The 19,214-nt window shown below is 69.5% G+C and carries 16 protein-coding genes; 13 read left to right on the forward strand and 3 right to left on the reverse strand.

Annotated elements, in window-relative coordinates:
- Positions 1–60 precede the first annotated feature (60 nt).
- The 9 genes from pyrR to gmk all read left to right on the forward strand — a co-directional run bounded on the left by pyrR (position 61) and on the right by gmk (position 10,892).
- A complete protein-coding gene (gene pyrR / locus M6D93_RS08620) occupies positions 61–657 on the forward strand; it encodes a bifunctional pyr operon transcriptional regulator/uracil phosphoribosyltransferase PyrR (protein ID WP_249773946.1) in 597 nt (198 codons plus the stop codon).
- Positions 654–1,616, forward strand: a complete 963-nt coding sequence (locus tag M6D93_RS08625) for an aspartate carbamoyltransferase catalytic subunit (RefSeq protein ID WP_249773947.1) — start codon at positions 654–656, stop codon at positions 1,614–1,616. The genes pyrR and M6D93_RS08625 overlap by 4 nt, the downstream gene beginning before the upstream one ends.
- Complete coding sequence (locus tag M6D93_RS08630; RefSeq protein ID WP_249773948.1) at positions 1,613–3,001, forward strand: dihydroorotase; 1,389 nt, start codon at positions 1,613–1,615, stop codon at positions 2,999–3,001. Before M6D93_RS08625 ends, M6D93_RS08630 begins: the two co-directional genes overlap by 4 nt.
- The gene (gene carA / locus M6D93_RS08635; RefSeq protein WP_347343587.1) at positions 2,976–4,127 is read left to right on the forward strand and encodes a glutamine-hydrolyzing carbamoyl-phosphate synthase small subunit; all 1,152 of its coding nucleotides are present in this window, start codon (positions 2,976–2,978) and stop codon (positions 4,125–4,127) included. The genes M6D93_RS08630 and carA overlap by 26 nt, the downstream gene beginning before the upstream one ends.
- Positions 4,120–7,449, forward strand: coding sequence for a carbamoyl-phosphate synthase large subunit (gene carB, locus M6D93_RS08640; protein ID WP_249773950.1), 3,330 nt, complete (start codon positions 4,120–4,122; stop codon positions 7,447–7,449). Before carA ends, carB begins: the two co-directional genes overlap by 8 nt.
- Positions 7,449–8,321, forward strand: coding sequence for a dihydroorotate dehydrogenase electron transfer subunit (locus M6D93_RS08645; RefSeq protein ID WP_249773951.1), 873 nt, complete (start codon positions 7,449–7,451; stop codon positions 8,319–8,321). The genes carB and M6D93_RS08645 overlap by 1 nt, the downstream gene beginning before the upstream one ends.
- Before the next feature lie 46 nt (positions 8,322–8,367).
- On the forward strand, positions 8,368–9,375 hold the full coding sequence (locus tag M6D93_RS08650; RefSeq protein ID WP_249773952.1) for a dihydroorotate dehydrogenase: 1,008 nt from the start codon (positions 8,368–8,370) through the stop codon (positions 9,373–9,375).
- Between the two features lie 8 nt (positions 9,376–9,383).
- Positions 9,384–10,214, forward strand: coding sequence for an orotidine-5'-phosphate decarboxylase (pyrF, locus tag M6D93_RS08655; RefSeq protein WP_347343588.1), 831 nt, complete (start codon positions 9,384–9,386; stop codon positions 10,212–10,214).
- Positions 10,215–10,301: 87 nt separating this feature from the next.
- A complete protein-coding gene (gene gmk, locus M6D93_RS08660) occupies positions 10,302–10,892 on the forward strand; it encodes a guanylate kinase (RefSeq protein ID WP_249773954.1) in 591 nt (196 codons plus the stop codon).
- A gap of 39 nt (positions 10,893–10,931) precedes the next feature.
- Here gmk and M6D93_RS08665 read toward each other — a convergent pair whose 3' ends face one another.
- From M6D93_RS08665 to M6D93_RS08675, 3 genes are read right to left on the reverse strand one after another with little or no spacing between them, the layout of a single operon-like run.
- Positions 10,932–12,326 (reverse strand): NAD(P)(+) transhydrogenase (Re/Si-specific) subunit beta, encoded by a 1,395-nt coding sequence (locus M6D93_RS08665; RefSeq protein WP_249773955.1) that lies wholly within the window; start codon positions 12,324–12,326, stop codon positions 10,932–10,934.
- Positions 12,323–12,661, reverse strand: coding sequence for an NAD(P) transhydrogenase subunit alpha part 2 (locus M6D93_RS08670; protein ID WP_249773956.1), 339 nt, complete (start codon positions 12,659–12,661; stop codon positions 12,323–12,325). The genes M6D93_RS08665 and M6D93_RS08670 overlap by 4 nt, the downstream gene beginning before the upstream one ends.
- Complete coding sequence (locus M6D93_RS08675) at positions 12,658–13,818, reverse strand: Re/Si-specific NAD(P)(+) transhydrogenase subunit alpha (protein ID WP_249773957.1); 1,161 nt, start codon at positions 13,816–13,818, stop codon at positions 12,658–12,660. Before M6D93_RS08675 ends, M6D93_RS08670 begins: the two co-directional genes overlap by 4 nt.
- Positions 13,819–14,191: 373 nt before the next feature.
- On the opposite strand from M6D93_RS08675, the gene rpoZ reads away from it, so the two are divergent.
- The 4 genes from rpoZ to M6D93_RS08695 all read left to right on the forward strand — a co-directional run bounded on the left by rpoZ (position 14,192) and on the right by M6D93_RS08695 (position 19,190).
- Entirely contained in the window at positions 14,192–14,461 is a 270-nt protein-coding gene (gene rpoZ, locus M6D93_RS08680) for a DNA-directed RNA polymerase subunit omega (RefSeq protein WP_249773958.1), read from the forward strand.
- An 86-nt stretch (positions 14,462–14,547) separates the two neighbouring features.
- The gene (gene coaBC, locus M6D93_RS08685) at positions 14,548–15,756 is read left to right on the forward strand and encodes a bifunctional phosphopantothenoylcysteine decarboxylase/phosphopantothenate--cysteine ligase CoaBC (protein ID WP_347343589.1); all 1,209 of its coding nucleotides are present in this window, start codon (positions 14,548–14,550) and stop codon (positions 15,754–15,756) included.
- 38 nt (positions 15,757–15,794) lie between these two features.
- Positions 15,795–16,991 (forward strand): methionine adenosyltransferase, encoded by a 1,197-nt coding sequence (gene metK / locus M6D93_RS08690; protein WP_283818662.1) that lies wholly within the window; start codon positions 15,795–15,797, stop codon positions 16,989–16,991.
- Positions 16,992–17,192: 201 nt separating this feature from the next.
- Complete coding sequence (locus M6D93_RS08695) at positions 17,193–19,190, forward strand: primosomal protein N' (protein WP_249773961.1); 1,998 nt, start codon at positions 17,193–17,195, stop codon at positions 19,188–19,190.
- The last annotated feature ends 24 nt before the right edge of the window (positions 19,191–19,214 follow it).

The following is a 19,214-nucleotide window of genomic DNA, read 5'->3' on the forward strand; positions in this document are numbered from 1 at the left end:
GCTGACAGACGTCCTTTAACGACTCGTCCCGTGAGGCGAGGAAGGGGGTCAACTGCCGTCATGTCCATCGAACCGGACGAGCAGGTGAACTCGGCGCACGCGCCACAGGTCGAGCCGACCGCCAAGACGGTCCTGCAGGCCGACGACATCTCGCGCATTCTCGACCGAATCGCGCATCAAATCCTTGAAAAGACCTCCGGCGGTACCGGGGTCGTGCTGCTCGGCATTCCCACCAGGGGCCGCTACCTCGCCCAACGCCTGGCCGAGCGGATCCGCTCGTTCGGTGCCGTCGAGGTCGGACTCGGGGAGCTCGACATCACCCTGCACCGCGACGACCTGCGCCGCTCCGCGCCACGGCCACTGGGCCGGACCGTCGAACCCGTCGGCGGCGTCGACGGAAAACTGGTGATCCTGGTCGACGACGTGCTGTTCTCGGGACGGACCGTGCGGGCGGCCCTCGACGCCATGACCGACCTGGGCCGACCACGCGCCGTCCAGTTGGCCGTGCTCGTCGACCGCGGTCATCGGGAGCTTCCGATCCGGGCCGACTACGTGGGCAAAAATCTCCCGACGGCAAGCGAGGAGCAGGTACACGTGCGGTTGGCCGAACACGACGGGCTCGACGCCGTCATCATCGAACGAGGAGTGGGCCGATGATCCGGCACCTGCTCTCCGCCGCCGACCTGGACCTGGCCACGGCGACCACGCTGCTCGATTCGGCCGAGCAGATGTTCGCCATCCAGCACCGCGAGGTCAAGAAGCTGCCGACCCTGCGCGGACGCACGGTGGTGAACCTGTTCTTCGAGGACTCCACCCGCACCCGATCGTCCTTTGAAATAGCGGGAAAGTGGCTCTCGGCCGATGTGATCAACATCAGCGCCAAGGGGTCCTCGGTCAGCAAGGGTGAGAGCCTGCGCGACACCGCTCTTACCGTGGCCGCGATGGGAGTGGACGCGCTCGTCGTACGGCACGCGAGTTCCGGGGCCGTCGCCCGTATCACCGAGTGGGTGCAGTGCCCGGTCATCAACGCCGGCGACGGCACCCATGAGCACCCCACACAGGCATTGCTCGACGCGTTCTCCCTGCGCCAGCGGCTGGGCGAGCTCCGCGGCCGTCACGTGGTGATCGTCGGCGACCTCACCCATTCGCGCGTCGCCCGCTCGAACGTGTTGCTGCTGGCCACCCTGGGTGCCCGGGTGACCCTGGTGGCACCGCCGACGCTCATGCCTTCGGGAGTGGCGAGCTGGAAGTGTGACCGCAGCTGGGATCTGGATGACGTGCTCTGCGGCCGCGCCTTCGGCGACGTCGACGCGGTGATGATGCTGCGCGTGCAGCGCGAGCGTATGAGCGGCGGCTATTTCCCGACCGAGCGCGAGTACGCGATCGGTTACGGGCTCAGCCCGCGGCGACTGGCCCTGCTGCCCGAGCATGCCCCGGTGCTGCATCCCGGCCCGATGAACCGCGGGCTGGAGATCTCCTCAGCGGCCGCGGACTCCGCCCGCTCCATCGTGCTGGACCAGGTCAAGGCCGGTGTCGCAGTCCGGATGTCCGTGCTCTACCACCTGCTGGCCGGCGACCAGCAACCCGCTCCGGTACTCGAGGAGGCCGTCCGATGAGCCGACCCACCTCCGACCAGCAACCACGCCCGATCCTGTTGCGAGGGGTGCGACCCCTCGGTGGCGACGTCGTCGACGTACTCGTGAGCGACGGGCGGATCGCGCAGCTCGGGGCCACACTCGACGCGCCCGAACACGCCCTCGTCGTCGATGGCGAACAAGGCGTCCTGCTGCCGTCGTTCGTCGATCTGCACACCCATCTGCGTGAGCCCGGCCGGGAGGACGCCGAGACGATCGAGTCGGGGTCGGCGGCCGCCGCGCTCGGCGGCTTCGGGTGTGTGCACGCCATGGCCAACACCAGTCCGGTCGGTGACACCGCCGAGATCGTCGAGCAGGTCCATCGCCGGGGACGCCGAGCCGGCCTGGTGGACGTGCGGCCTGTCGGGGCCGTGTCCAAGGGGCTGGCCGGGATCGAGCTGGCCGAGATCGGCAACATGGCCCGGTCCGCGGCGGGGGTCCGCGTGTTCAGCGACGACGGGCACTGCGTATCCGACGCACGGCTGATGCGCCGCGCGCTGGAGTACATCAAGCCCTTCGATGCGGTTGTGGCCCAGCACGCGCAGGATCCGCGGCTGGCCGATGCCGCGAGCTGTGCTCACGAGGGCGAACTGTCCGGCAAACTCGGTCTGCCCGGCTGGCCCTCGGTGGCCGAGGAGAGTGTCATCGCCCGCGACGTCATGCTGGCCGAGCACACCGGTTCCCGGCTGCACGTCTGCCACGTCTCCACCGCCGGCAGCGTCGAGGTCATCAGGTGGGCCAAGCAGCGCGGGATCGACGTGACGGCCGAGGTCACGCCGCACCACCTGTTGCTGACCGTGGACCTGCTTGCCGACTACGACCCCGTGTTCAAGGTCAACCCGCCGCTGCGACCCCACGAAGACGTCCTGGCCCTGCGGGCAGGCCTCGCTGACGGGACCATCGACGCCGTCGCGACCGATCACGCACCGCACGCCGCGCACGACAAGGACCACGCGTTCGCTGATGCCGCGTTCGGCATGCTGGGCCTGCAGACCGCCCTCGGGGTCGTGCTGCAAGCCATGTTCGCCGACGGGCGGCCGGTCGACGGTTTCGGCTGGGCCGAGCTGAGCGACCGGATGAGTGTCCGTCCGGCGCGGATCGGCCGCGTCGCCGGACACGGAAGGCCGATCGCCGTGGGGGAACCGGCCAACCTGACCGTCATCGACCCGGACGGGCGGTGGCGCGTCGTCGCGGCCGAGCTGGCCTCGCTGTCGTCCAACACCCCCTACTCCGGCAGCGTTCTTCCCGGCGTGGTCCGAACCACGCTGCTGCGGGGTCGTCCGACCGTGCTGGATGCGCGGCTGGCGGTGGCGGAAGCCCTGGACGGGCATGACGATTTCGATGACCTGGTGGGGCTTTCACGATGACGGTACGAGCAGAGAGCGGAGCGACACAGTGACGGCACTGCTGGTCCTGGAGGACGGTCAGACCTTTCGTGGTGACAGCTACGGCGCGGTCGGCGAAACGTTCGGCGAGCTGGTGTTCAACACCGGGATGACCGGTTACCAGGAGACCCTCACCGACCCGTCCTACCATCGTCAGATCGTGGTCCAGACCGCGCCGCACATCGGCAACACCGGCGTCAACGACGAGGATCCGGAGTCGAGCCGGATCTGGGTTTCCGGTTATGTGGTCCGCGATCCCGCCCGCAGGGTGTCGAGTTGGCGAGCGAGCCGCTCGCTGGCCGAGGAGTTGACCCGCCAGGGCGTCGTCGGCATCTCCGGAATCGACACCCGTGCACTGACCCGGCATTTGCGGGAACGCGGGGCGATGCGCTCGGCGATCTCCAGCGTGGACCTGGACCCCGATTCGTTACTGGCCAAAGTCCGCTCCTCGCCGGGAATGCTCGGCGCGGACCTGGCCGGCGAGGTCAGTACCTCAGTGCCGTATGTCGTTTCCGCGCAGGGCGAAAGCCGATTGACCGTGGCCGCGTTGGACTACGGCATCAAGGCGATGACGCCGCAGCGGATGGCTGAGCGCGGGATCACCACCCACGTGCTTCCCGCGACCTCGAGCCTGTCCGACATCCGAGCCTGCGGTGCGGACGCGGTGTTCCTGTCCAACGGGCCGGGGGATCCGGCGACCGCCGACGGCGCGGTGGAGCTCGTGCGGGAAGTACTGCGGGCTGAGGTCCCGGTGTTCGGAATCTGCTTCGGCAACCAGCTCCTCGGCCGGGCTTTCGGTTTCGGCACCTACAAGCTGCGTTACGGCCATCGCGGCATCAACCAGCCGGTGCAGGATCGCCAGACCGGAAAGGTCGAGGTCACCGCGCACAACCACGGCTTCGCCGTGGACGCGCCGCTGCAGGGTTCCAGCCAGACCCCGTTCGGTGCGGTCGAAGTCAGTCACGTCTGCCTCAACGACAACGTCGTGGAAGGTCTACGTGCCCTTGATACCAAGGCCTTCTCGGTTCAATACCACCCGGAGGCCGCGGCCGGCCCGCACGACGCGGCCTACCTGTTCGACCGATTCGTGGAGCTGCTCGATGCCTAAGCGCACTGACATCTCGCACATTCTGGTGATCGGCTCGGGGCCGATCGTGATCGGCCAGGCGTGCGAGTTCGACTATTCAGGAACCCAGGCCTGCCGCGTACTGCGCAGCGAAGGCTTTCGGGTGAGCCTGATCAACTCCAATCCGGCCACCATCATGACCGACCCCGAGTTCGCCGATGCGACCTACATCGAGCCCCTGACGCCCGCCTTCGTGGAGAAGGTGCTGGCCACCGAGGCTGACCTGGGACACCCGATCGACAGCATCCTGCCTACGCTGGGTGGGCAGACCGCGCTCAACCTGGCGGTCGCACTGCACGACACCGGGGTGCTTTCGCGTTACGGCGTCGAACTCATCGGCGCCGACATCGATGCCATCCAGCGCGGCGAGGACCGTCAGAAGTTCAAGGACATCGTGCGCACGGTTGGCGGAGATGTCCCCGCTTCGGCGGTCTGCCACACCCTCGACGAGGCGGTGGCCTTCGCCGAGACGGTCGGCAACCGGGTCGTCATCCGGCCGTCGTTCACGATGGGCGGCCTCGGTTCGGGTATGGCGAACTCGGCTGAGGAGGTGCGTACCCAGGTCGCGCGCGGTCTGGCGGCCTCGCCCGTGGACGAGGTCCTGGTCGAGGAGAGCGTGTTCGGCTGGAAGGAGTTCGAGCTCGAACTCATGCGCGATCGCAAGGACAACGTTGTCGTCGTGTGCTCGATCGAGAACGTCGACCCGATGGGCGTCCACACCGGCGACTCGATCACCGTCGCACCCGCGATGACGCTGACCGACCGGGAGTACCAGCAGATGCGGGACATCGGGATCGCGGTGCTGCGCGAGGTCGGGGTCGACACCGGTGGTTGCAACATCCAGTTCGCGGTCGACCCGGCCACCGGCCGGCTGATCGTGATCGAGATGAACCCGCGGGTGTCGCGATCCTCGGCCCTCGCTTCGAAGGCGACCGGCTTCCCGATCGCCAAGATCGCGGCCAAGCTCGCGGTGGGTTACACGCTGGACGAGGTCCGCAACGACATCACCAAGGCCACGCCGGCCTCGTTCGAACCGACGCTGGACTACGTCGTGGTCAAGATCCCTCGGTTCGCCTTCGAGAAGTTTCCCGGTGCCGACCCGGTGTTGACCACGCACATGAAGTCGGTCGGCGAGGCGATGTCGATCGGGCGCAACTTCACCGAGGCGCTCGGCAAGGCCATGCGCTCGATGGAGACCAAGGCGGCGGGATTCTGGACCGCGGCCGGACCGGGTGAGGACTTCCGGTCCGTGGAGGAGTTGCTCGGCATCGCCTCGATTCCCACCGACGGACGCCTCTACGCGATCGAAGCCGCTATGCGGGCCGGCGCCTCGGTGGATCAGGTGGCCGAGGCCACCGGCATCGACCCGTGGTTCGTCGACCAGATGGCGCTGATCTTCGACGTCGGAACGGAGGTCGCCCAGGCGCCGGCGCTCATTCCCGAGCTGCTGCGAAAGGCCAAGCGGCACGGGCTGTCGGATCGCCAGATCGCCGCGTTGCGCCCGGAACTGGCCGGCGAGGACGGTGTCCGCGCCCTGCGCCACCGTGCAGGCATCCGGCCCGTGTACAAGACCGTGGACACCTGCGCCGCGGAATTCGCCGCGACCACGCCGTACCACTACTCCTCCTACGACGACGAGACCGAGGTGGCACCCCAGCCGGACAAGGCGAAAGTGCTGATCCTGGGCAGTGGGCCGAACCGGATCGGGCAGGGCATCGAGTTCGACTACTCGTGTGTGCACGCCGCGATGGCGCTGCGGGAGGCCGGATACGAAACCGTGATGATCAACTGCAACCCGGAAACGGTCTCGACCGACTACGACACCGCCGACCGGCTGTACTTCGAGCCGCTCACCTTCGAGGACGTGCTGGAGGTGGTGCATGCCGAGCAGCAGTCCGGCACCGTCGCCGGGGTGATCTGCACCTTGGGCGGGCAGACTCCGCTCGGCCTGGCGCAGCGGCTCAAGGACGTCGGTGTACCCGTCCTCGGCACGCAGCCCGAGGCGATCGACCTGGCCGAGGACCGCGGTGAGTTCGGTCGGGTCCTCGCCGAGACCGGCCTGCTCGCGCCCAAGCACGGCACGGCCGTGTCCTTCGCTCAGGCCAAGGCCGTCGCCGACGGGATCGGCTACCCGGTCCTGGTGCGGCCGTCCTACGTACTGGGCGGACGGGGCATGGAGATCGTCTACGACGAGGAGAACCTGGCCTCCTACATCGACAAGGCCACCGAGATCGGACCGGATCGGCCCGTGCTGGTCGATCGATTCCTCGACGACGCCGTGGAGATCGACGTCGATGCGTTGTTCGACGGGACCGATCTGTACCTGGGCGGCGTCATGGAACACATCGAGGAAGCCGGTATCCATTCAGGGGATTCGGCCTGCGCCCTGCCGCCCATCACCTTGGGCAGCTCCGTCATCGACGAGGTCCGCAAAGCGACGCGCAAGCTGGCCGAAGGCATCGGCGTGCGCGGTTTGATCAATGTCCAGTACGCGCTGTCCGGCGACGTGCTCTACGTGCTGGAGGCCAACCCGCGGGCCAGCCGTACGGTTCCGTTCGTCTCCAAGGCCACCGCGGTACCGCTGGCCAAAGCCGCCGCCCGGGTGGCGGTCGGGGCCAGCGTCGCGCAACTGCGTGCGGAGGGCATGTTGCCGGCCTCCGGCGACGGCGGTGAGCTGCCCGACGACGCACCGATCGCGGTGAAGGAAGCGGTCCTGCCCTTCCACCGCTTCCGGACACCCGCCGGCGACGCGGTCGATTCGATCCTCGGCCCGGAGATGAAGTCCACCGGCGAGGTGATGGGCTTCGATCGGGTCTTCGGAACCGCGTTCGCGAAGTCGCAGGCCGCGGCCTACGGGTCGCTGCCGTCCAAGGGCACCGTCTTCGTCTCGATCGCGAACCGCGACAAGCGGGCGGCGATCTTCCCGGTCAAACGGCTGTTCGATCTCGGCTTCCGGATTCTGGCCACTACCGGCACGGCGCAAGTCCTCCGGCGCAACGGCGTCGCGGCTGAAGTGGTCGGCAAGTTCTCGGAGGGGCCGGGCAACATCGTCGAGAAGATCCTGGCCGGCGAGGTGGACCTGGTCCTCAACACTCCCTTCGGGTCACCGGGAAATTCCGGGCCGCGGGTCGACGGTTACGAGATCCGCACCGCCGCCGTGCAAGCCGGCATCCCCTGCCTGACCACGGTGCAAGCGGCCGCGGCGGCCGTGCAGGGCATCGAGGAACTCGCCCGCGACGAGGTCACCGTGATGTCCCTGCAGGCCCACCACTTGGCCTTGCAGGCTTGGCGGAAAGGGCTTTGATGACCGAGCTTGCGACTCCGCAGTACAAGCCCGTCCAGGAGACCGGCGAGATCTTCGATCTGACCCGGTTCGGTGAGTACCTCCAGTTCACCGTCGTCGCGCCGGGTATCGCCGAGGCCTACCGTCCCGGGCAGTTCGTGGCGGTGGCCGTAGGGGGAGCGGATACCTCCATGCTGCTCCGGCGATCCTTCGCGCTCTACGGCGTGAAACCGGGTGGCGATTACGCGGGGACCATCCAATTCGTCATTGCGGCCAAGGGCAAGGGCACCCGGTGGCTGTTCGACCGCCGCCCGGGCGACAGCCTTGATCTGGTCGGCCCGCTCGGCGTGCCCTTCCCGGTTCCGCGCAACGGGACGCCGGCCGTGCTGGTCGGCGGGGGCTATGGCACGGCGCCGCTGCTGCCGATGGCCGAACTGCTGATCGCCGCCGACAGCGAGGTGGAGATGATCATCGGTGCGGCGACCGCAGACCGGCTGTTCGGTCAACTGCCGGCCAAGCGGCTGCTCGGCAAGATCACCGTCACGACCGACGACGGCTCGGCCGGACAGCGCGGTTGGGTGACCGACCCGCTGCCCTCGGCGATCGAGCGTCTCGGGGCCGAGATCGTCTACGCCTGTGGGCCGATGGGCATGTTGCGGGCGGTCGGGGAGGTGGCCAAGGCGCATGCCATTCCGGCGCAGGTCGCGGTCGAGGAATCGATGGCCTGCGGGATCGGCGTCTGCATGACGTGCGTGTTGCCGGTGCGCGGCTCGGACGGGGTGTCGCGGTTCGTTCGCTCCTGCGTCGAGGGGCCCGTCTTCGACGCCGGGCGGATTCGGTGGGCCGACGTCGGAAGCGTGCCCGCCGACTTGTTCGGAGCGGACGGGAACTAGTGCGCGACGTGGCCGCCAACCATCGGAGAACGGGAGTACAACCAGCGTGAGGACAACCCAGCCCACCGTGGATCTGCGCACCTCGCTGGCCAGCGTTCAGTTGGCCAATCCGGTCCTCACCGCGTCGGGGTGTGCGGCCGCGGGCAAGGAGCTCGGTCAGTTCTTCGACGTCGCCGACCTCGGCGGGATCGTCACCAAGTCGATCATGATGCGGCCGCGGTCCGGTCGGGCCACGCCTCGGATGGCCGAGACGCCGAGCGGAATGCTCAACTCGATCGGACTGCAGGGCCCGGGGATCGACTCCTTCATCGCCAATGACCTGAAATGGTTGAAGGACAACGGCGCCCGGACGGTCGTGTCGATCGCAGGACACAACACCGACGAGTTCGTGAACCTCGCCAAGCGGCTGTACAACCAGCCGATCGACCTGCTGGAGGTGAACATCTCCTGCCCGAACGTCGAAAGCCGGGGTCAGGTGTTCGCCTGCGATCCGCTCGCGGCCTCGCGGGTCATCTCGGCGGTTCGGCGAGCAGCCAATCCGAATGTGCCAATCTTCGCGAAGCTGACCCCGGACGTGACGGACATCGCGGCGATCGCGCGGTCGGTGGCCGACGCCGGCGCCGACGGCATCTCGCTCATCAACACCCTGCTGGGCATGGTGATCGACCTCGACACGCTTCGTCCGGCGCTCGGCGGTATCACCGGTGGCCTGAGTGGGCCCGCCATCCGGCCGGTCGCGGTGCGTTGCGTATGGCAGGTTCACCAAGCCGTCCCGCACCTGCCGTTGCTCGGCATGGGCGGGATCAAGACCGGGCGGGACGCGTTGGAGTTCATCCTGGCCGGCGCCTGCGCGGTGTCGGTGGGCACCGCGGTCTTCCACGACCCGACCGCGCCGATGCGCATCATCGGTGAACTTCGCGACGAGCTCGCCCTGCGCGGCTTTGCCTCGCTTACCGACGCGGTCGGGTTCGCGCACAAGAGCGCGGCCGAGCAGGACGGCTACTTCGCCGGGCTGGCCCGGGCCGACGCGGCCGCGATCGCCGGCGAGCGATGAGTTCCCCCATGGACAGTTTCGGGACGCGACTGGATGCCGCGCTCAACGCCCGCGGCTCGCTCTGCGTGGGTATCGATCCGCACCCGGGCCTACTTACCGGCTGGGGGCTGGCCGACGACCTCGTGTCGCTCGAGCGGTTCAGCCTGACCTGCGCGGAGGCGCTGGCCGACACGGTCGCAGTGGTCAAGCCCCAGTCGGCGTTCTTCGAACGATTCGGCTCACGCGGTATCGCCGTCCTCGAACGCACGATCGCGGCCTGCCGGGACGCCGGCGCTCTGGTCCTGCTCGACGTCAAGCGCGGGGACATCGGCTCGACGATGACCGCCTACGCCCAGGCCTATCTCGACCCCTCCAGTGACCTGGCCGTGGACGCGATCACGGTCAGCCCGTACCTCGGCCTGGGCTCGCTGCAGCCGGCGTTCGACGTGGCTGCCGAACACGGGTGTGGCGTCTTCGTGCTCGGGCTGACGTCCAATCCGGAGGGCCCGGAGGTTCAGCACGCCCGGCGCCCCGATGGCCGGAGCGTGGCTCAGTCCGTGATCGATGCGCTCGCCGCCCGCAATGCCGGCGCCCAGCCACTCGGTGATTTCGGCGTGGTCGTCGGGGCGACCATCGGTGAGTCCGTGGCCGACCTCGGCGCGCTCAACGGTCCGTACCTCGTGCCCGGCATCGGAGCCCAGGGGGGCAGTGCCGAGGACGTGCGCCGCATCTTCGGGGCGGGCCTGGCCGCGGTGCTGCCCAGCTCGTCGCGGGAGGTCCTGCGTCACGGACCGGATACCGGCGCGCTACGACAGGCCGCCGCCCGGTCGATCGATGAGTTCGCCTTCCTCCGCCGCTGACCGTTCGCCGCTGACCCACTGGGCCCGCAATGCCCCAGCAGACGGGCCCGTGCTGCGGGCCAGACCGGCGTTCGGCACAATGCGAGCATGACCTCTGGCACCACCGACGCGCCCACTCCGCGAGCACGACTGACTGTGCTTTCCGGCCCGTCCGGCGTCGGCAAGGGGACGGTCGTGGCCGAAGTGCGTCGGCTGTACCCGCACGTCTGGGTGTCTGTGTCGTGCACGACCCGCAAGCCTCGGCCGGGGGAGTCCGACGGGGTGCAGTACCACTTCGTGTCCGACGCCCAGTTCGACGAGCTGATCGCCACCGGGCAGCTGCTGGAGTACGCGACCTTTGCCGGCAACCGTTACGGCACCCCCCGCAAGCCGGTGGACCAGCATCTGGCCGCTGGGCGTCCCACCGTCCTGGAGATCGAACTGCAGGGCGCCCGCCAGATCAGGGACGCCATGCCCGAGGCGCAGTTCGTGTTGCTGGCCCCGCCTTCCATGGCCGAGCTCCGGGAGCGGCTGCTCGGCCGTCGTACCGAGGGCCCGCCCGATCTGGAAGCTCGGTTGGCTCGAGCCGAGATCGAGCTGGCGGCTGCGGACGAGTTCGACGAGGTGATCGTCAACGACGACGTCGAGCACGCCGCCGGCGAGCTGGTCAAGCTGATCGAGTCGGCCTCCGCGGAGTGAGTCCGCGGCCGGCGCCGGCGGGCAGCCGGAGCGCGGCCCCTACCCGACGGCCTTGATCGCGGTCACGAGGGCCGCAAGGCCTTTCTTCGCATCGGCGAACAGCATGCTGGTGCGCGGGTCGGTGTAGAGGTCGTTGTCGATCCCGGCGTATCCCGAAGCCATCGAACGCTTGATCACCAGCACGCTCTTGGCGCGGTCCACATCGAGAATCGGCATGCCGGACACCGCATTTCCAGGCCGTCGGGCGGCCGGGTTGGTCACATCGTTCGCCCCGACCACCAGAGCCACGTCGGTTCGTTCGAACTCGGGGTTGATCTCCTCCATCTCGCGCAGCTGGTCGTAGGGCACGTTCGCCTCGGCCAGCAGGACGTTCATGTGCCCGGGCATCCGGCCCGCGACCGGGTGGATGGCGTAGGAGACCTCGACGCCGCGCTCCTCGAGCAGCTCGGCCAGTTCGCGCGCCTCGTGCTGGGCCTGCGCGGCGGCCAGGCCGTAACCGGGAACGATGATCACCTTGTTGGCGTAAGCCAGTTGCAGGCCGGCGTCGTCCACCGCCACCGAGCGCACGCTGCCACCACTGCCGGGGGCGGCCGCCAGGCCAACGGCGCCGGTGCCGAAGCCGCCCGCGATGATCGAGACGACCGACCGGTTCATCGCGTCGGCCATCAGCTTGGTGAGGATCCCGCCGGAGGCACCGACGAGCGCGCCAGCGATGGTCAGCGTGGCGTTGGACAGCACGAAGCCAGCCATCGCGACGGCCGTTCCGGTGAAGGCGTTCAACAACGAGATGACCACAGGCATGTCCGCACCGCCGATCGGCAGGACCATGCCGATGCCCAGGCCCGTCGCCGCGAGCGCCACGATCAACAGCACCCACGCGTTGTCGGCGCCGGCGATCACCCAGACACCCGCGGCGACCGCCGCCAGCGCGAGCACGCTCGACATCAGGCGCGATCCGGGGAAGGAGACGGGCTGGGACCAGTAGCCCTGCAGCTTCGCCGCGGCGATCAGCGAACCGGAGAAGGTGACGCAACCGATCAGCACGTCGAGCACGGAGGCGATGCCCGTGCCGGAGGAGACCTGCGGGTGGTGCTGGTAGTCGGCGACGGCGATCAGCGCCGCGGCGCCACCGCCGACGGCGTTGAACAGCGACACCAGTTGTGGCATGGAGGTCATCGCCACGGCTCGGGCCGAGTAGAGGCCGGCGGCCGCGCCGAGCAGGGCTCCACAGAGCAGCACCAGCCACCGGGTTGCCGACATGGTCCCGCCGTGGCCGACCTGGACCAGGACCGCGACGACGGCCAGCGTCATACCGGCGGCGGATAGTTGGTTGCCGCGACGGGCCGTCGCGGGCGAGTTCATCAGGTGCAGGCCGAGCACGAACGCCGAGGCACCGATCAGCGAGGCAACCCGCACTCCGTCATCGAGGGTCATCGGTCGTCCCCCGGCTCGACCCCGGCATGGGGTGGGGCGGCCTTTACCGGCACCGGACGCTTCTTGAACATCTGCAGCATCCGATCGGTGACCACGTAGCCGCCGACCACGTTGGCCGCGGCGAAGGCGGCAGCGAGGAACGTCAAGACGTAGCCCAGGGGCCCGGACACGAAGCCGGACAGGATGATCACGCCGACCAGGACGACGCCGTGGATCGAGTTCGCCCCGGACATCAGGGGAGTGTGCAGGGTGGCGGGCACCTTGCTGATCACCTCGAAGCCCACCAGCAGGGCCAGGACGAAGATGGTGAGGTCCCCGACGAATCCGGTGCTCACGCCGGACCCCCCATGGCCGCGGCCACGCCGGGATGGACGACCCGTCCGTCGCGGGTGATCAGTACACCGGCGGTGATCTCATCGTCGGGGTCCAGTCGCATGGAGCCATCCTCGGCAGTCAGGTGTTTGAGCAATGCGGCGACGTTCCGGGCGTAGGTCTGCGAGGCGCTGGTCGCCAACCGGGCCGGCAGGTTCGTCGCGCCGATCAGGGTCACTCCGTTGGCGGTGACGATGGTGCGACCCGCTTCGGAGCCGACGACGTTGCCCCCCAGCGCACTGGCCGCCATGTCGACCACCACGGAGCCGGCCCGCATCGCCGCCAACGCCTGGGCGGTGACGAGTACCGGGGGGGTGCGTCCGGGAACCTGAGCGGTCGTGATGACGATGTCGTGGCGGGCGATGACGGCGCTCAGTTCGGCCTGCTGCGCGCTGCGCTCCTCCTCACTGAGCTCACGGGCGTAGCCGCCGGCTCCGGCACCGGAGATCGCGGTGCTCAGTTCGACGAACTTGGCACCGAGCGAGCTCACCTCCTCGCGGGCGGCCGGGCGCACGTCGTAGCCCGACACCACGGCCCCGAGCCGGCGCGCGGTGCCGATCGCCTGAAGCCCGGCGACACCGGCTCCGAGTACCAGGACGGTGGCGGGTTTGGAGGTGCCGGCCGCCGTGATCAGCAGCGGGAAGAACCGGTCGAAGTGTTCGGCGGCGACCAGCACGGCGCGATACCCGGCCACGTTGGCCTGCGAACTGAGTGCGTCCATCCCCTGAGCCCGGCTCAAGGTGCGCGGCAGTTGATCGAGGCTGATCGCGGTGAGCGACCGATCGGCCAGCCGCCGCACCAGGTCCGGGTTGGTCAACGGCGCGAGCAGTCCGATGATCACCTGACCGGCGCGCAGGGAGTCCAGGACGGCGTCGTCCGGCCGACTCACCGACACGATCACGTCGGCTCCGCCGATCACCGCGGCCCGGTCGAGCACGCCGGCCCCGGCCTGCTGATACTGCTCGTCGGAGAACCAGGCCCGGCCACCCGCCCCGGATTCCACGAGGACCGCAGGGCCCGCGCCGATCACGCGCTTGGCGGCGTCCGGATCGAGGGCAACCCGCCGCTCGCCGTTGGCGTCCTCGGACAGGACCCCGACCGTGAACCCGCTGGTGCTCATACGTGCTGTTTCTCCGCTCGGTGGTCACTGGGCTGGCGGGAGGCTGGATGGAGGCTGGAGGAAGCCTGGAGGAAGGCTGGATGGAGGCTGGATCGAGCTTGTGTCGTGGCACGGACAGTAGCGGGCCGAAGGGAGAGGCGGCGGTAACCTGGGTCACACCCAGGCGCGTTCCTATGCGACGACGCGGGCCGGGACCGCCCGGCTCGGCCGGACGGCGGCCGTCGAGGCCCGCGGGTGGGCCTGCGGGCGGCCGGGCGCGGTAGCATTGACCGGATGTGCGGGCGGCCGGGCGCGCGAGGATCTGCCCTGGGCCCAACGGAACCCGCACACGTCAAGCTGCACGACCAAGCTACCGAACGGATTTGAGGCCCGCGTGACCAGCATCGCGTCCACCCCCGAAGGCATCACCAACCCGCCCATCGACGAACTGCTCGAGCGCACCGGCTCGAAGTACGCCCTGGTCATCGTGGCAGCCAAGCGGGCCCGCCAGATCAACGCCTACTACAGCCAGCTGGGCGAGGGCCTGCTCGAGTACGTCGGGCCGATGGTCGAGACCGCTCCGCAGGAGAAGGCATTGTCCATCGCCCTGCGCGAGGTCAACTCCGACCTGATCGAGTTCAAGCCGTCGGCTCCCGAGGCCTGAGCCTGGCCGCGTTGGTGACGACCGAATCCGCAGCCGCAACCGGCACCGGGCTCGCCGATGGGCCGGCGCCCGGCGCGGGGCGGCGCATCGTGCTCGGCGTCTGCGGCGGTATCGCCGCCTACAAGGTTGCCGATCTGCTGCGCAGGCTGGTCGAGGCCGGGCACGACGTCCAGGTGGTGCCCACCGCGTCGGCGCTGAAATTCGTGGGCGAGCCCACCTGGGCCGCGTTGTCCCACCACCCGGTGGCCACGGACGTCTTCGCCCACGCCGATCAGATACCCCACGTCCGGCTCGGCCGTGGTGCCGACCTCGTCGTCGTGGCCCCGGCCACGGCTGACGTGCTGGCCAAAGCCGCGCACGGCCTGGCCGACGACCTGCTGACCAACACCCTGCTGACGGCCCGCTGCCCGGTGCTGTTCGTCCCGGCGATGCACACCGAGATGTGGGAGCACCCGGCGACGGTCGACAACGTCGCCACCCTTCGGCGTCGGGGCTGCGTGGTCGTGGAACCCGCGACCGGTCGGCTCACCGGGGCCGACACCGGCAAGGGGCGCCTGCCCGAGCCGGCCGAGATCGCGCGGCTGGCCGAGCTGTTGCTACGCCGACCGGGCGCTCTGGTCCCCGACCTGAGTGGGGTCCGGGTCCTCATCACCGCAGGCGGCACCCGGGAGCCCCTCGACCCGGTTCGCTACCTCGGCAACCGATCGTCGGGCCGGCAAGGGTTCGAGATCGCCTCTGTCGCCGCTGCCCGCGGCGCGCAGGTGAGCCTCATCGCAGCGAACGTCGAACTGCCGACGCCGGCCGGTGCCGAGCTCGTGCGGGTCGAGACCGCAGAACAGCTGCGACAGGCCACACATGCCGCGGCCAAGGACGCCGACGTCGTGATCATGGCGGCCGCCGTAGCCGACTTCCGCCCGGTGACCACGGTCGAGCACAAGATCAAGAAGTCCGAGGCAGCACCGGAACCCGTCGAGCTGGTCGGCAACCCAGACATCCTGGTGGAGCTGGTGGCCGCCCGCGACGCCGGGGAGTTCGCCGCCGTCGTGGTGGGATTCGCCGCCGAAACGGGTGACCAGACCGGTGACGTCCTCAGCCACGGCCGCGCCAAGTTGGCGCGCAAGGGCTGTGACCTGCTGGTGGTGAACGCGGTGGGAGCCGGACGGGCCTTCGGTCAGTCCGACAACGCCGCGATCATCCTCGACCGCGACGGCAGGGAGACCGAAGTGCCGTTCGGACCGAAGGCCCTGGTGGCGGCCGCGGTGTGCGATGCCGTGGTTTCCCGCCTCAATCGCTAGACTTTGCTCAATCCACATCAGGAACCATGGGAGATTTTGTGAGCCGACGCCTTTTCACCTCGGAGTCCGTGACCGAGGGCCATCCGGACAAGATTGCCGATCAGATCTCTGACGGCATCCTGGACGCCCTTCTCGCCGCCGACCCCGCCAGCCGGGTTGCGGTGGAGACCATGATCACCACCGGTCAGGTCCACATCGCCGGCGAGGTGACCACCGATGCGTACGCCGACATCCCCGCTATCGTGCGCAAGACGATCCTCGGGATCGGCTACGACTCCTCGCGTAAGGGCTTCGACGGTGAGTCCTGCGGTGTCAGCGTGTCCATCGGCGCGCAGTCCCCGGACATCGCCCAGGGGGTCGACACCGCCTACGAGAGCCGTGTCGAGCATTCCGAAGACGCCATCGCGGCGCAGGGTGCCGGTGATCAGGGCCTGATGTTCGGCTATGCCTCCGACGAAACGCCGGAATTGATGCCGCTGCCGATCTGGCTGGCCCACCGGCTGGCCGAGAAGCTGACCGAGGTCCGCAAGAACGGCACGATCCCCTACCTGCGTCCCGACGGTAAGACCCAGGTCACCATCGAGTACGTCAACAACAAGCCGGTTCGGCTGGACACCGTCGTGGTGTCGAGCCAGCACGCCGAGGACATCGATCTGGACACCCTTCTCAAGCCCGACATCGAGGAGCACGTCGTCAAGCCGGTCGTCGAGGCCGTCGCCGGACTGGACACCAGCGACTACCGGTTGCTGGTCAACCCGACCGGCCGTTTCGTCATCGGTGGACCGATGGGCGACGCCGGCCTGACCGGGCGCAAGATCATCGTCGACACCTACGGTGGCATGGCCCGGCACGGTGGCGGCGCGTTCTCCGGCAAGGATCCGTCGAAGGTTGACCGGTCCGCGGCCTACGCGATGCGCTGGGTGGCCAAGAACGTGGTGGCCGCCAAGCTGGCGACCCGCTGCGAGGTCCAGGTCGCCTACGCCATCGGCAAGGCCGAGCCGGTGGGCCTGTTCGTCGAGACCTTCGGCACCGAGACCGTTCCGGTTGAGCGGATCATCTCGGCGATCACCGAGACCTTCGACCTCCGTCCGGCCGCCATCATCCGGGACCTGGACCTGAAGCGGCCGATTTACCAGAAGACCGCGGCCTACGGCCACTTCGGTCGCGAAGACGCCGATTTCACCTGGGAGCGCACCGACCGCGCCGAGCAGCTCGCCAAGCTCGCGACCAGCTGAGACCAACGCTGTGGGGGCAGCGGTGACCGTGAGGGTCGCCGCTGCCCCCACAGTCGTTTGCTCGGGCTGCAGGCAGACGTCCGGGCAACCGCCATGGCGTTCGTCGATACCTGAGCACTGACCTCGGTCGATACCTCAGCACTGACCTCGGCTGAGGCCTCCGCTGCGAAAACCGTCGGTGCGGACTGGTAGGCATGAGGCGTGTCCAGCGTCGGCGGTAGCTCCGGCCGCCGGCCCGCGGCGGCCAATCCGATCGCGCGGGTGGCGGTCGATTCACCCTTGCCCCACCTGGACCGCCCCTTCGACTATCTCGTCCCGATCGAGCTCGACCAGGTCGTCGGTGCTGGTTCGCGGGTCCGCATCCGTTTCGCCGGACGACTGGTCGACGGGTGGGTGCTGAGCCGCGAACCGGCCAGCGAGCACGATGGCCGGCTGGCGTACCTCGAGCGCGGCGTGGGCGACGAACCGGTGCTCACGCCGGAAACCACGGCCCTTTTCCGCGCGGTTGCCGACCGATGGGCGGGCACCTTCGCCGACGTGGTGAGGCTCGCGGTTCCACCACGGCATGCCCGAGCCGAGGCTGCCGCCCCGATCTCGCCGAGCGCGCCGACGACCGCGCTGCAGTCCACTGGCTGGCCGCGCTACCGGGCCGGTGCGGCGTTCGTCGCTGCGGTCGCCGCGCACCGGCCCGCGCGTGCGGTGTGGAACATCCTGCCCGACGAGGACTGGCCGGTCCGCGTTGCCGAGTTGGTGCGCACCAGCGTGGCGGCCGGGCGTGGCGCCATTGTGGTCGTCCCCGACGCTCGCGACAGCGCACGGGTGGACGCCGCACTGTCGGCGACCATGCCCGCGGGCTCGCACGTGCTGCTGAGCGCCGAACTCGGTCCCGAGGCGCGGTACCGACGGTGGCTGGCCGTCCGGCGCGGGTCCGTGATGGCGGTCGTGGGCAATCGCTCCGCGGTGTACGCACCGGTGCGCGATCTGGGGCTGATCGTCCTGCTCGACGATGGCGATGACCTGCACGCCGAGCCCCGGGCCCCCTACCCACACGCACGCGACGTCGCCGTCCTGCGCTCGGCCCTGGGCGGCGCTGCGCTGATGATCGGTGGTCATGCCCAGACGGCCGAGGCCGCCCTGCTTCTGCAATCCGGCTGGGCTCAGCGCATCGCTGCGAGCCGGGACGAGCTGCGCGCGGCGGCGCCACGGGTGATCGCCACGGGCGACGACTTCGAGCTCGAGCGTGACCCGGTCGCCCGTTCCGCCCGGCTACCGGCGGTGGCCTTCCGAGCTGCGCGCCAGTCCTTGGCGGCCGGACACCCGGTGTTGCTACAGGTCCCGCGCCGGGGCTACGTCCCCTCTCTGGCGTGCGTGAAGGACCGCACCCCCGCTCGGTGTCCGACGTGTTCCGGGCCGCTGGCGGCCTCGGGCCCTGGCGCCACGCCGACCTGTCGCTGGTGCGGCCGGGCGGCCACGGACTGGCACTGCCCGGTCTGCTCGGGTCGGGCGCTGCGGGCGGTGGTGATCGGCGCCGGGCGGACGGCGGAGGAGATCGGCCGTGCCTTTGCGGGCACGGTGACCCGGACCAGCGCCGGAGACCAGGTGCTGGCCGAGATCCCGGACGGCCCGAGTGTGGTGGTGGCGACGCCGGGAGCCGAGCCCTTCGTCGCGGGCGGGTACGGAGCGGCTCTGCTGCTCGACGGTTGGGCGCTGTTGTCCCGCGCTGACCTGCGTGCGGGGGAGGAGGCGCTGCGCCGGTGGGCCAACGCCGCCGCTCTTGTCCGCGCCGACGGTCAGGTGATCGTGACTGCCGACGCGTCGCTGGCGCCGGTGCAGGCGCTGGTGCGCTGGGATCCCTCCGGCTTCGCCGAGCGCGAGCTGGCCGACCGGCGCGAGCTCGATTTCCCTCCGGTGAGCCGCATGGCGTCGCTGACCGGCGAGCCGGCCGATGTCGCCGAGCTGCTCGCCCTGGCCCACCTGCCGGCCAGCGCGCAGGAGCTGGGATCGGTCTCGGCGCCACCTCCACGCCGGGCCGGCCGTCCACTGCCGCCCACGTCCGAGACGATCAGGCTGCTGTTGCGCGTTCCCCGCGCCGACGGCGTGGCGTTGGCTGAGGCCCTGCACGCGGCGGCCGCGGTGCGCTCGGCGCGCAAGTCCGGTGGGCCCGTTCGAACCGCCCTGGATCCCCTCGAACTGTTCTGAACTCCCCGCGCTCCGGTTGAGGTT

Origin of the sequence: Jatrophihabitans telluris (assembly GCF_023516435.1) — a bacterium.
GTDB classification, from domain to species: domain Bacteria; phylum Actinomycetota; class Actinomycetes; order Mycobacteriales; family Jatrophihabitantaceae; genus Jatrophihabitans_A; species Jatrophihabitans_A telluris.